Genomic DNA, 14,603 nt, shown 5'->3' on the forward strand with positions numbered 1-14,603 from the left:
CATTGGTGTCAACTTAACGCGAAACCGCACGTCCGCCAGGGATTGTAAATCCCTGTCTCATAGCTAAAGTCATCTTCAGATGACTAGATATCCCCAAAAATATTCAGTCTACTTCAGTAGACTTTAGCTATGAGCCAGAGAATTCATTCTCTGGCGGGTTATGAAGCCCGTAGCGCAGCTATTTCTAGCTTAAGTTGACACCAATGGGCAGCGTGTTGCGGGGGTTCCCTCCGTTGTAGCGACTGCCGTCGCACAGAGGTACGCAGAGAATTCTTGATGTGATTAGATCGCATTTGAGGTAGTAAATGCGAAAATGCTCCGAAATATTGAGATGCAAAGATGTAAATAACTTTATCCTTTTCCACAAGGATGTGTTAAGACAATACGAGATAATTGCACTACCAGGTTATGCCCATAGATTTACGGGAATTTTATCAGGCTAGCGATCCCAGCAGAACTCTGTTTGTCAACAATAGCTCTGATGGCAAGTATTACATAGATTTTTCCTCAGTCCGAGGTGGTGATATTCTGGGCAAGCTGAAGCAGAAGATTACTTTTTTTAAGCCCAATGAACCCACTTGCACTTTATTTACTGGGCATATTGGTTGTGGGAAATCGACAGAACTATTACGGTTACAGGCAGAACTGGAAAAGTTAGGTTTCCACGTAGTCTATTTTGAGTCCAGTGACGATTTGGAAATGACTGATGTCGATATTGCTGATGTGCTGCTAGCGATCGCTCGGCGGGTGAGTCAAAGTCTGGATAAAATTACCCTGGAGGAACCTAATAAGTTTAATGAGTTGCTCCAAGGTGCTTGGAAGGTCTTAAACTCCGAGGTGACGGCGGGAAAACTTAAGGTTCCGGGGCTTGGGGATGTGGGTTTATCGGCAGATAAAGAAAAGTTTTCTCTGTCTGTGGGCATTGGTGAAATCACCGCGAAGATGAAAAATGACCCAACGCTGCGAGAAAAACTCAATCAATATTTAGCACCACAAAAAACGAAACTGCTAGAAGCGATTAATCAAGAATTATTGGAACCTGCGATCGCTAAACTCAAACAGCAAGGTAAAAATGGTCTGGTGGTAATTGTCGATAATCTTGACCGCATAGATAATCGTGCCAAACCTTGGGGTCGTCCGCAGCAAGAATATTTATTTGTCGATCAAGGTGAGTTTTTGACGAAGCTGAATTGTCATCTCATCTACACCATGCCTTTGTCTTTGAAGTTTTCCAATGATTATGGAATGCTGACTCAGCGTTTCCCAGAAGATCCCAAAGTGTTACCAATGGTTCCTGTGCAATGGTCTAATGGCAGTGTTCATACACAGGGAATGTCACTCATGCAGCAGATGGTACTAGCTAGAGCTTTTCCTGACATGACACCAGAGGATCGCTTAAGTAAAGTTACTGAGATTTTTGATAATGCTGCTAGCCTAGAACGCTTGTGTCAAATGAGCGGTGGTCATGTGCGGGACGTGCTGAGGCTGCTGAATACCTGGATTATGGAAGAGATGAGTCTTCCCCTAACCCGTGAAACCTTAGAGCAAGTGATTCGTTCTCGGCGGAATGAAATCATGTTGCCGATTTCTGAGGATGAGTGGCAATTGTTACGTCATGTCAAAGAAAGGAAAAAGGTGAGTGATGATCACGGATATCAAAAATTGATCCGCAGTCGGTTTGTGTTTGAATATCGCGATGGTGGCGAGTCTTGGTTTGATGTTAATCCGGTTTTGGCTGAGGCGAAGGAGTTGCAGTAAGGTATCTTTCGCTTATCCACTCACCCGCCTGGGAATAAATTCCGAGGCTAATAGCTAAAGTCCTCTCAAGAGGACTAATAATTCTTTCCAGTCCACTTTAGTGGACTTCAGCTATTAGCCTTGTACTTGAGTGCAAGGCGGGATATGTTGACTCAACGTCAAAACATATAGTAAAAATTCGCACCTGAAAAGCACATCAACTTATGGCAGACTCGCAATCACCAGAAGATGACCATGTAAACAACGATGTCTACGACGGGCTACGCCTACGCTCTCTGAAACAATTAGCTTGGGCGATTGAATCCTCTGTGGGACAGTTTAAGCTGATATTGGCACGGTGTAATTATGCTAGCTTGCGCGATCGCTTAATCTCAAGATTGCGGGAAATTTGTCAAGTCGAAATTCGTGTCTTAGCGGTGCAGCAATCTAACAGGACTCTTTATACTGCGATTCAGGAAGAATTTGGCGCAGAAATGCCAGCCTGTGTGATGGTTGTGGGTTTGGAATCAGTGCAGAATTTGTCTGTGATGTTAACTTCTGCTAATCAGGTGCGGGAAGAGTTTCGCAAGAATTTTACTTTTCCCTTAGTCTTGTGGATTGACGATGAAATCTATAAGCAACTAATCCAGCTTGCACCAGATTTGGAAAGTTGGGCAACTACGAGAGATTTTGTCATATCAACACAGGAATTAGTAGATTTTATCATCGAAACGGCTAATCAATGGTTTAGTAATAACTTAAAATTTAGCGTAGATGTATATATTAAGCTAGAAAATGAATTAGAAGCAGCACAAAGATATTTACTCAATCAGCCAGACATTTATAATTTAGAAATTCAAGCTAATTTAGAATCTTTAATAGGTTTTGTCAAACAGATCAATAATCATAAAGATTCGGCTTTAGAGCATTATCAGAAAGCTTATAAGCTCTGGCAGCAGAGTCAGAATTTAGAACGACAGGTAAAAATCCTCGGTGAAATTGGCTTTTGCTATTATCTCAAAGCTTTTAAACATCAAGATATCAATCATCCAGATTGGCAAGCAACTTGGCATTATGTCCAAGAGTATATAAATTTTCTTAGCCGATTGAAAAATCCAGATTTAATTGCTACTTCAGTAATTAAATTCGGTGATATCTTGCGAGACTTGCAAAAGTGGGAAATGTTGCAGAGTCTCTCAGAACAAGCTTTAGTAGTACATCAAAGTAACAACCAGCCAAGGGAATTAGCCAAGGATTACAGTTTTCTAGCTGAGGTGGCTTTGGCTCAAAAAAACTGGGTTAAAGCAAATCAGTTAGTTAAGCAAGCCTTAAAGGTTTTTTATGCGATTCCCAAGCTGGAATCAGCAAATACATCAGGGATTTTATCTGATATTTCCGAAAGAGGTTTCAACTCAAAAGACTTGAGCTTATATCAGTTTATCTTAGGTCGTTCTCAATACTATTTAGGTCAAATTAAAGAGGCGACTATCAGCTTAGAAACTGCTGGCAATGTGGGTAATCCCCTAAAAGATGTCAGGATTTATTTGGATATTCTCAGGTTTTTGCAGCAGCTTTATTTTGAGCAGAAAGAATATCTCAAAGCATACAACATCAAACAGCAACGACGTTCCATTGAACAGCAATTTGGCTTGCGGGCTTTTATTGGTGCGGGTAGATTAGAAGCGACAAAACAGGCATTTGTAGAGACATTGCGCTCAAACTCTCCCCAAGGAAATATCGCTCCAGAAATTGCTGCATCTGGTCGCCTATTGGATGTAGAACGTTTAATAGAACGCATGGGTCGCCCTGATTATAAGCTGATAGTAATTCATGGGCAATCAGGTGTAGGCAAAAGTTCCCTAGTGAATGCGGGATTAGTGCCAGCTTTAAAGAATAAAGCGATCGGTACTCAAGATTATTTGCCGGTGGTAATGCGCGTTTACACCAACTGGTTGGAAGAGTTAGGAAGGCTTTTGGGAAGAGATGAGGGGGATATAGCTTTAGCTTCCCGCAGAGTGGAGGATGAGGGAGATGAGAGAGAGTTAGAAGGTCAACATCGAGCCTCAGAAGGTCAACATCGAGCCTCAGAAGGTCAACGTCGAGCCTCAGAAGGTCAACATCGAGCCTCAGAACTCGGAACTCCACAATATTTAATATCCAAACTCAAAGAAAACGAACAACACAACCTCCGCACGGTGTTAATTTTCGATCAATTTGAGGAATTTTTCTTTGTTTACACCGAACCTGTACAAAGGAAGCAATTTTTTGAGTTTCTGGGAGAGTGTCTGAATGTTCTATCGGTGAAAGTTATCTTATCGCTGCGGGTAGATTACATCCATTACTTGCTAGAGTGCAATGATTTGTCCAGTCTCAAGATTATTGGCAATGATATTCTCAGCAATAATGTGCTTTACAAGTTGGGGAACTTCTCACCTGCTGATGCGAAGTCAATTATTCAGCGTTTAATTGAAAATACTAGTTTTCGCTTAGAACCTGCTTTAGTTGAACAAATGGTGCTGGATTTAGCCGGAGAATTGGGTGAAGTTCGTCCCATTGAGTTGCAGGTTGTGGGGGCGCAACTGCAAACGGAGAATATTACAACTCTGGCGGAATATCTGCAACGTGGCACTAAGGACGAATTGGTTAAGCGTTATTTGGATGAAGTTGTTAATGATTGCGGTGAAGAAAATCACCAAGCAGCAGACATATTACTGTATTTGCTGACTGATGAAAAAGGAACTCGCCCTTTGAAGACTCGCGCTGAGTTAGAACGCGATTTGATGCCTTATTTCTCTGAGATCCCCCCAACCCCCCTTAAAAAGGGGGGCTTTATTCTTTCAACCCCCTTTTTAAGGGGGTCGCCGCAGGCGGGGGGATCGGAAACTAAGGCGGAACAAGCTTCTGAAATCAGTAAATTAGATTTAATATTAGAGATTTTTGTCCAATCCGGCTTAGTGGTTTTGCTACCAGAAAACCCGGCTGACCGTTATCAACTGGTACATGACTACATCGCCACCTTTATCCGCCAGCAACAAGAACCGAAGTTAAAGCAGGTGATGGCGGAACTTGAAAAGGAACGAGAACAAAGAAAACTGAGTGAAGCGAAACTGAATAACTTTCTCAAACGCGCCCTTTTTAGTTCCATCTCCGCAGGTTTAGGATTTGCTGGATTGGCAGTGCTAACATTCCAGTGGACAGTAGAGGCAAATGTTCAGCTAATTAACGCCATCAATAACTCTTCTGAAGCCTTTGCTGTCTCTGGAAAACATCTAGATGCTCTAATAACAGCATTAAGGGCAAGTAACAAACTCAAGCATACAATTTGGGCACAGCACAGAAGCGATACCCGAATGCAAACTGCGGCAACTTTACAGCAAGCGGTTTATTTAAAGCCAAATGAGCCTAAAGAAAATCGTGCGATCGAGGTTAATACTTTAGAAGGTCATAGCGATGTGGTCATTAGCGTCGCCTACAGCCCCAATGGCCAACAGTTAGCTTCTGCTAGTAGTGACAAGACCATCAAAATCTGGGATGTCAGCAGTGGTCAACTCCTCAAAACCCTTACTGGTCATAGCGAGCAAATCATTAGGGTCGCCTACAGCCCCAATGGACAACAGTTAGCTTCTGCTAGTGCTGACAAGACCATCAAAATCTGGGATGTCAGAAGTGGGCAACTCCTCAAATCCCTGACTGGTCATAGCGATAGGGTCATGAGCGTCGCCTACAGCCCCAATGGACAACAGTTAGCTTCTGCTAGTAATGACAACACCATCAAAATTTGGGATGTGGCCAGTGGTCAACTGCTCAAAACCCTGACTGATGATAGCGATAGGGTCATGAGCGTCGCCTATAGTCCCAATGGACGACAGTTAGCTTCTGCTAGTGGTGGCAACACCATCAAAATTTGGGATGTCAGCAGTGGGCAACACCTCAAATCCCTGACTGGTCATAGCGATAGGGTCATTAGCGTCGCCTACAGCCCCAATGGACAACAGTTAGCTTCTGCTGGTTATGATAAGACCATCAAAATCTGGGATGCCAGCACTGGGCAACTCCTCAAATCTTTTACTGGTCATAGCATTTTGATCATTAGCGTCGCCTACAGCCCCAATGGACAACAGTTAGCTTCTGTTAATGTTGACGACAACACCATCAAAATCTGGGATGTCAGCAGCGGTCAACTCCTCAAAACTCTTACTGGTCATAGCGATAATAGGGTCATGAGCGTCGCCTACAGCCCCAATGGACGACAGTTAGCTTCTGCTAGTGGTGGCAACACCATCAAAATCTGGGATGTCAGCAGTGGGCAACACCTCAAATCCCTGACTGGTCATAGCAGTTCGGTCTTTAGTGTAGCCTACAGCCCCAATGGACAACAGTTAGCTTCTGCTAGTGATGACAAGACCATCAAAATCTGGGATGCCAGCAGTGGTCAACTCCTCAAAACTCTTACTGGTCATAGCAGTTCGGTCTTTAGTGTAGCCTACAGCCCCAATGGACAACAGTTAGCTTCTGGAGATTTGGGCGATACCATCAAAATCTGGGATGTCAGCAGTGGGCAACACCTCAAATCCCTTACTGGTCATAGCAATTGGATCACTAGCGTCGCCTACAGCCCAAATGGACAACAGTTAGCTTCTGCCAGTGCTTACAAGACCATCAATATCTGGGATGCCAGCAGTGGGCAACACCTCAAATCCCTTACTGGTCATAGCCGTTCGGTCAATAGCGTCGCCTACAGCCCAAATGGACAACAGTTAGCTTCTGCTAGTTATGATAAGACCATCAAAATCTGGGATGTCAGCAGTGGTCAACTCCTTAAATCTTTGACTGGTCATAGTGATGGGGTCAATAGCATCGCCTACAGCCCAAATGGACAACAGTTAGCTTCTGCTAGTTATGATAAGACCATCAAAATCTGGGATGTCAGCAGTGGTCAACTCCTTAAATCCCTGACTGGTCATAGCGATCAAATCATTAGCGTCGCCTACAGCCCCAATGAACAACAGTTAGCTTCTGCCAGTGCTGACAAGACCATTAAAATCTGGGATGTCAGCAGTGGTCAACTCCTCAAAACCCTTACTGATCATAGCAATAGGGTCAATAGGGTCGCCTTCAGCCCCAATGGGCAACAGTTAGCTTCTGCTAGTGCTGACAAGACCATTAAAATCTGGGATTTGAATTTCGATAACTTATTACTCAGTGGTTGCAATTTGCTAAATAATTACCTCATTACCCATCCAGAAGTGTTAGAAGAGTTGCAAACATGCCAAACTCCATCTCGTTTGACGCAAGGTGCAACAGTGTTAGTCATCCAAGGTGAAAAGTTAGCACGAAATGATGATATTAATGGCGCTGTTGAAAAGTTTGGCAAAGCACAGCAGTGGGATAATAAATTAAAGTTTGATTCCCAGGTGAGAGCGAAAGAGTTAGCAAATAAACCTAAGTAAGACCTAACCCCCAGCCCCTTCCCTACTAGCGTTGGGCAGTAAGATTCAAAGCCTGTCTCCTCTTAAGAGAGAGGTTTGGAGAGAGGTCAAAGGTGTTACTTCCATTCGAGAACTGCTATAAATAATCACAAGGTGGAAGGATGGCATACAGCGATTTTAGTCTCGCTAAGGTGAAAAAGAGTTTTGACTTAACACTCGATGAAACTCAGGATTTATTTGTTGATACAAAACCTGTTACACCATCAGAAACTCTCAGAACGATTTTAATAGATTACATCCCTTTAGCAACTGCAATTTCAACCGAAAAAGCCAGGTCAGAGTTTTTAATTGCACCAATCCTCGCAGAAGTCAGACGATTATTAAATAATAAAATATCACTGTTCTCTGGAAATGAATTTAATGTTGATGCAACTCAAGGCTTGCAAGGCTTTTGCGATTACATCATCAGCAATTCCCAGGAACAATTATTTCTTTCTGCTCCGGTAATGTTTATTTTTGAAGCGAAAAAAGAAGATATTATCGGCGGTCTGGGTCAATGTGTAGCGGCAATGATTGCAGCGCAACTGTTCAATCAAAATCAAGGCAATGAAGTTGGGCGTATTTACGGCTCGGTTACTAGTGGAACTAACTGGAAGTTTTTATTTTTAGAAGAGACGACTGTTTATATAGATTCGACTGAATACTATATTAAAGAAGTTGATAAACTTTTAGGTATTTTATTGCAACCTTTTCAGCCTGTTTTAACTGCTGTTTAAATATATTGCAGGTGCTAATGTAACTTACCTGGTCAAGTTTTAAAATTTGCTAAAAAATAAGATCAGTTAAACAACTCGTTCACCATTCAGTATCTAGGCATAAATAAATTTAGAGTTTGTAGTGAGTTAGCGCGGTCTTGGGAGTTTCCCCCATGAGCGACTAACGAACCCGAAGGGTAAGGACTTTAGTCCTGATAATCCTTGCTCTGAGCGATAAATCGGTCACTACAAACTAGGAGTTTATTTTATATTTAATTATGTCTACCAACTTACCACTATTCAATTGATATGAGTCTGTATTGTCTAGTTCACGGTGCCTTCCAAGCTACCTGGTGTTGGGATTTGCTAATTCCCTACTTAGAAACACAGGGTCACAAAACCGTAGCAATGGATTTGCCAATTGAAAATGCATCTGCTACTTTGTCCCAACTTGCGAATGCAGTAATTCAAGCACTACCAAAAACTGATGATGATATTGTGCTAGTCGGTCACTCAATGGCTGGTACTATAATTCCCTTGGTTGCAGAAGCGGTAAAAGTGCGTCAACTAGTGTTTGTGGCTGCGCTACTTCCATATCCTGGAGTCAGTACACTCGATCAATTTTCTCATCGTCTTGATTCTGATACGCTCAAATCATTCAATTACCAGCCAAAAGACCCAAGTAAACTCGAACAATTCTACGATGAGCCTGATATGTATGAACCAGCTTCCGTAGGCAAAGATTATTCAGACGAAGCAGTATTAAGGGATTTTTTCTTTCATGATTGTCAACCGGATGTAGCACAGTGGGCAATCTCGAAAAGTCGTCCGCAACAATCTATGGCATATATATTTGAAACGAATCCTCTAAAAGCTTTGCCGCATGTTGAGCGTAAATATATTGTTTGTAGCAACGATCGCATAATATCTCCTACATGGTCGCGCTACGCTGCACGCAAGCGCTTAGGAGTCGATGCCATTGAGCTACCTTCTGGACATTGCCCACATCTGTCTCGTCCTGACCTTCTTGCCTCAATATTAACTAGTAATTAATTTTTTGATCCATATTTTAGGAAATTAACCGAAGCGTATTGAGTGTGAACAAGGGAATATCTTTGAAATTTTAATTCGGCATAGACGAACGATATTATCTAATTAATAACGACATGAATTTGCAAATTGCGACATTGAATTTGCGAATGTACACATGGTGTCCATTAAATAATTATTGTCACTTTTAAAGAATTATTGTCCAGTTTTACGATATCTGTATAACAGGCTCAAAGGCTTACCAAACAAGTCTTTGAGCTATATTTATACTTTTATTATTCTCTAGCCAGTTTTAAAGTAAATGATGTCATTTTTCTGATAAATTTTTAAAGTAAATGATGTCATTTTTCTTGGAAGACGGGTCAAGTGTATGTCTACGCGTTCTTTGAGTCAAGGCGCTAATCTCCCCGGTCATGAGGAAGTTCTTGCAACGGAGCAGGGTGGAGAGCAGGTAGAGGGAAAGTCTTATCTACTATTTAATGATGATTCGCCAGAGTTTCAGCAAAAAGTCGATGTAATTGATGCCATTGTGCAAGCACCTGATAAGAATGCTCGCAGAGAGGCGATCGCAGAGGCTGCTAAAGCTCTTGGTAAAAGCACCCGAACTATAAAACGAATGATTGAGAGAGTTCAAAAAGACGGAGTTGCTACCCTTGCAGTTGGTCGTCAGGATAAAGGGCAGTTTCGTATTTCTGAGCAGTGGTTCAAATTTATCGTAGATACTCATAAATGGGGGCAGACAAAGGGTTCGCGGATAAATCATAATCAAATCCACGTACAGTTGATATCTCTAGCATCTAAGGGAGAAGACCTACGCTCTAAAAAGTATGTTGAAAAATTCAAACAATATCCAGAGGTATTGGAAGATTTGATAGAGGGAAAGTTTCCCTCTCATGTCACCGTTTATAAAGTTATAAATTTTTATATTGAGCAAGAAAACAGAATAGTTCGCCATCCAGGTTCACCAAGAGAAGGACAAATTATTCAGACGACTGAAGGAATTTTAGAAATTAGTCATAGCAACCAGATTTGGCAGGTTGACCATACCAAGTTAGATATTTTGTTGATTGATGATGAAGACAAAGAAATTATTGGTCGTCCTTACATAACATTGGTGATGGATAGCTATTCTGGATGTGTGGTTGGGTTTTATTTGGGATATGAGTCTGCTGGGTCACATGAAGTTGCACTAGCCTTTCGTCATTCAATATTGCCAAAACATTACGAACCAGAGTATGAACTTCAAGAAAAATGGGATATTTTCGGTGTTCCAGAATACTTAGTTACAGACCGTGCCAAGGAATTTAAGTCTGCCCATTTGAAGCAAATTTCACTACAGTTAGGTTTCCAACGCCGTCTACGTGCTTTTCCCTCCGCAGGCGGTTTGATTGAAACTATATTCGACAAGATTAACAAGGAAGTCTTGTCGTTTTTTGGCGGTTACACTGGGTCGAGTGTCGAAGAGCGCCCCAAAAATGCAGAAAAAACAGCATGTTTAACACTTGATCAGCTAGAAAAAATATTAGTTAGATACTTTGTAGACCACTACAATCAGCATGATTATCCTAAAGTAAAACAACTGAAACGTATTGAACGTTGGAAATCAATGTTATTGGTTGAGCCAGAAGTTTTCGACGAGCGTGAATTAGACATCTGCTTAATGAAAGCTACGTATCGTAATGTTGAGAAGTATGGTTCTGTAAACTTTGGAGGTCTAGTGTACCAGGGAGATTCTTTAGTAGGGTATGAAGGTCAGAAAATTTCTTTAAGATATGACCAGCGCAATATTTTAACTCTGCTTGCTTATACCCGTCCTAGTAACGCTCAACCAGGAGAGTTTATTGGTGTTGTAAAAGCTAGGGATCTAGAAAAAGAGCGGCTTTCTCTTGGGGAATTAAATTGGATTAAGAAGAAGCTTCGGGAGAAAGCTAAGGAGGTTGATAATTCTTCAATTTTGAATGAACGATTAAAAATAGTTGAAGAGGTAGAAGAAGGACGTAAAAGCCGGAGAAAACGCCAAAGAAAAGCTCAAGAAAAACATGCACACGAGTCTAATAAATCAAAAGTTCTTGAGATGTTTCCTGAAAATGCAACACTGGAGGAAACAGCAATAACACAAGAAAATTTTCCGTCTGCCCCTACTACGTCGCAAAACGTAGTAAAGTCCATAAATAAACAGGATATACCTGAAGCTAATCGCACTGCTAAGACCAGACGGCCGAGAGTAGGGGTACAAGATTGGAACCAATTTGTGAAGGATAACTGGTAAGTCAAATGTCAGAGACTAACTTAGCCCATGTACAACCAAAACTTCAGAAGCAGTTTGATGCTAGTTTACAGTCTGCTGAAGAACTGCGTCGCTTACCAGAGATCCAGGCTGAGGTTGAACGAATTGGTAAAGCTGACACTTACCTACCATTAGACCGCGATACAGAATTATTTGACTGGCTTGATGACCAGCGTGATGCAAAACTCTGTGGTTACGTTACATCTGCTACAGGTTCTGGTTTGCTAAAAGCTTGCCAACTCTATAGGATGCAATATGTAAAACGGCGAGGGACATTGTTAGAAATTCCGGCGACTGTTATTTATGCCGAAATTGATCAGCATGGTGGCCCAACAGATTTGTATTACTCAATTTTGGAAGAAGTCGGTCATCCGCTTACTAATGTCGGAGCGCTGCGAGATTTACGAGCGCGGGCATGGGGAACTCTCAAAGCTTATGGTGTCAAAATACTAATAGTTGGTAATGCAGATTACCTAACTTTGGAAGGATTTAACGAATTAGTTGATATTTTTACGAAACGGCGAATCCCTATTATCTTGGTTGGAACTTACTATTTAAGCGAAAATATTCTCGAACGAAAAAGTCTTCCATACGTGCGTGTTCATGACTCATTTTTAGAGCCATACGAGTTTCCCAATTTAACTGAAGAAGATATTATTGAAGTTGTGGACGATTGGGAGCAAAAATTTCTTACTCAAGATGGTCGATTAAATCTCACACAAATGGAAAGTGTTATTTCTTATTTAAAACTCAAATCTGGGGGACTGATTGAGCCTCTGTATGATTTACTTCGTAAAATTGCAATTCTAAAACTAGATGAGCCATCTTTTGAATTGAGCCAAGATAATCTGACTAGAAAGTTTGGTAGGCGCAAGGAACCAAAAGTTAAGTTTCAAAGGAAAGGTTAAAATTTTTCCTTGGTATAACTTTAGAGCTATTGGGAGTTGAGCGAAAATAATTTCACCTTTACTTCTAAAAAAGTTGTTGGGCAAGTTCTCGGCGAAGAAATGTCGCAGGATTATGCACTTAATCTCTTAATCGATACTTTTGCTGCCAACAAAACTTAGTGTTTGCTCAATTGATTTCAGCGCTGATTGAATATCTGTACTCAGTGCATCTGCCTCCGCTTTAATCACAGTCACACCCTTACCAATTTCCGTCAGAGATTTTTTGATAGTTCTGATTCGTCCCAAAGCTGTGCGGATCTGCTGAATTTGTTGTTCAACAGCAGTCACATCCAGTTCTGATTCAAAGCTACGCAATTTATTTAACCTTTGCTGGATCACCAAAAAGCGGATAGCAATAATTAAAAATGGATGGGTTGTGGCAATCCAATAACCTGACTCAGAAACTCCCTCTGCCCAATCACCGATTTCCTGCGCCAATCCCTCGCGGGAATAACTTAAAAAAATTGCCGAGTTTGCAGAACGCCGCAACATTGCTGACTGTAAATGTTGAGTGATTGCTTGGCGACCAAAAGGTTTTGAAGGTCGGCTTCTAACTTCAATCACTATTGACAGTTCAATTACAGCTAACGATTTACTGGTGAACTTTAGGAGAATATCGCCAGTATCCCCATCACGACCAATATGCTCCACCTCAACTCCACTCAATTTTGACCAATTTCGCAGTTCGACAACAACTGATTCTTCATAGTTGATGCCTTTTGCAGTTGTCTGCTCAAGTACTTGTTGTGTCACCTGTTGATCTCGAATTTCTCTGGTCAGTTTTTCCACTTGTTCGGTTAATGGTTTTACAGACTCAGAAACCACATCTTTAACTGCCGTAGCTAGAGTACCATTTTCCTTAGTGGCATTTATTAATGCTGCTTTAAATGCGCCTTGAATGGAATCAGAGCGTTTAGCATCTAAGAGTTGACGTAATGAAGAGAGAAAGCGGCCAACAACAGAAGTTTCTCTGGCAGGGTCAATTTCGAGTGTAAGCAAAGTGCTAACGTTATTGAGTTTTTCAGTGAGGATGGCTGAAGTCAGATTAATTTGATTTTGCAGTGGAGCTAATAATTGGCCATTATCTGTCCCTACTTGATTTATTAATTCCTGCTGGAAAGACTCTGCAATTACCTTGACTGCCTGCTGAAACTCCACCAACAAGGATTCCATCTGCTGCTTGATTAATTCGTTGCCATGACGAGTTTGAGCAGTTTGCAAGCAAAGAAATCCTAACTCAAAAGCATCCCGGCAAATATCCTCGTATTCTGACTGGGGAAATTGTTGTAAGTAGCTGATGGCATTTTTGAGAGGGATTGCCATGCGATGAATCAGGACATGGCTTTGAGTCAGTTCAATACTGGAGGGCAGGTAATAGGAATCATTGGTGGAGCGGTTCATGGAGCAGTGGGTAGGCTGGTGACGATAAATTGCACCCTACTACCTATTTTTTATGTCAGTCAAGGTGATGAAGAAAAGTTTTGTCAATTTGCAAAAACTGAAGGATTAATTCGGGTGTTGAGGATTATGCCACTGTTCTAACAGAGGGTTAATTACTTCGGCGTTGGCGAAAAGAAAATCAGCTACAGCCATAATTCTCTGGTAAGGTAATCCAGCTTCTCGGCGGCTGGCTTGTCCACCTAACCAGTGATAAGCCGTAGATTTAGAGATGGCACAGATTTTTGCTAATTCTTCGTAACCCAATCCCCAACGATAGCTAAAATCTTGGGGGGACAGAAACATTTGGTTGTGCAATTCTAGCAAGTGCTGATGTTGTTGAGCTTCAGACATGATTGCCCTGAAGCCTTTCCAAGAATGAGTTATCCAAGGGTTCAATATCTTCCTCGAAAGCGAAGTCGCAGATGCAAATTTCACGAGAAGGACTACGCTCATCTAAAAGAACCAAATAATGTAAGCCAGTGGCAATGCAACTGGCTTGTTGGGTGTACATTACTCCGATGACGCGACCAAAGTCACCGTTGGGTACTTGAAACCAGCGCACCCATTCACCGAGATGAAATCTCTGCCGGGGTAATTCGCTGGGAATTACTTCTGGTAAGCCTACTGGCGGTATTTGGCGGAGAATATCACGCATAGAGGCTTTCCCATATTTTAAAAGCTATAAGCATTCTTCAAGTTACTGCAAGCATTAAATTAGTGTTTTTCAATATTCTTACTTTAGCAGACAAACATTGCCACACATTAAAAAACATTGCTAAACCTTTTTGAGTTTTTAAAGAAGGTTGCAGCGATATGATGATCTGGCGGTAAATATTTCTAAAGTTGATGAGCCAAAGCGATCGCGGACAAACTTCGATATAATCTTTCCCCAAAGATATCCACGAGGCTTTGGTGAGATGGGCGAGACAAAATTCCTAAAATTGCTGATCGAACTCTT

At 41.6% G+C, this 14,603-nt stretch carries 9 protein-coding genes; 6 read left to right on the forward strand and 3 right to left on the reverse strand.

The window, feature by feature from the left end; genetic code table 11:
- Positions 1-408: 408 nt before the first annotated feature.
- The 6 genes from A4S05_RS25295 to A4S05_RS25320 all read left to right on the forward strand — a co-directional run bounded on the left by A4S05_RS25295 (position 409) and on the right by A4S05_RS25320 (position 12,166).
- Positions 409-1,758, forward strand: coding sequence for a response regulator (locus tag A4S05_RS25295; protein ID WP_069072541.1), 1,350 nt, complete (start codon positions 409-411; stop codon positions 1,756-1,758).
- Between the two features lie 203 nt (positions 1,759-1,961).
- Positions 1,962-7,187, forward strand: coding sequence for a WD40 domain-containing protein (locus A4S05_RS25300; RefSeq protein ID WP_069072542.1), 5,226 nt, complete (start codon positions 1,962-1,964; stop codon positions 7,185-7,187).
- A gap of 140 nt (positions 7,188-7,327) precedes the next feature.
- Complete coding sequence (locus A4S05_RS25305; RefSeq protein ID WP_069072543.1) at positions 7,328-7,942, forward strand: hypothetical protein; 615 nt, start codon at positions 7,328-7,330, stop codon at positions 7,940-7,942.
- Positions 7,943-8,230: 288 nt separating this feature from the next.
- Positions 8,231-8,974 (forward strand): alpha/beta fold hydrolase, encoded by a 744-nt coding sequence (locus A4S05_RS25310; protein WP_069072544.1) that lies wholly within the window; start codon positions 8,231-8,233, stop codon positions 8,972-8,974.
- 367 nt (positions 8,975-9,341) lie between these two features.
- Complete coding sequence (locus tag A4S05_RS25315; protein WP_069072545.1) at positions 9,342-11,240, forward strand: Mu transposase C-terminal domain-containing protein; 1,899 nt, start codon at positions 9,342-9,344, stop codon at positions 11,238-11,240.
- Positions 11,241-11,245: 5 nt separating this feature from the next.
- Positions 11,246-12,166, forward strand: coding sequence for an AAA family ATPase (locus A4S05_RS25320; protein ID WP_069072546.1), 921 nt, complete (start codon positions 11,246-11,248; stop codon positions 12,164-12,166).
- Positions 12,167-12,292: 126 nt separating this feature from the next.
- Here A4S05_RS25320 and A4S05_RS25325 read toward each other — a convergent pair whose 3' ends face one another.
- The 3 genes from A4S05_RS25325 to A4S05_RS25335 all read right to left on the reverse strand — a co-directional run bounded on the left by A4S05_RS25325 (position 12,293) and on the right by A4S05_RS25335 (position 14,300).
- Positions 12,293-13,606 (reverse strand): hypothetical protein, encoded by a 1,314-nt coding sequence (locus tag A4S05_RS25325; RefSeq protein ID WP_069072547.1) that lies wholly within the window; start codon positions 13,604-13,606, stop codon positions 12,293-12,295.
- Positions 13,607-13,711: 105 nt separating this feature from the next.
- Positions 13,712-13,996 (reverse strand): hypothetical protein, encoded by a 285-nt coding sequence (locus A4S05_RS25330; protein ID WP_069072548.1) that lies wholly within the window; start codon positions 13,994-13,996, stop codon positions 13,712-13,714.
- Positions 13,989-14,300 (reverse strand): hypothetical protein, encoded by a 312-nt coding sequence (locus tag A4S05_RS25335; RefSeq protein WP_069072549.1) that lies wholly within the window; start codon positions 14,298-14,300, stop codon positions 13,989-13,991. The genes A4S05_RS25330 and A4S05_RS25335 overlap by 8 nt, the downstream gene beginning before the upstream one ends.
- Positions 14,301-14,603 lie beyond the last annotated feature (303 nt).

This window comes from Nostoc sp. KVJ20, assembly GCF_001712795.1.
Lineage (GTDB): Bacteria > Cyanobacteriota > Cyanobacteriia > Cyanobacteriales > Nostocaceae > Nostoc.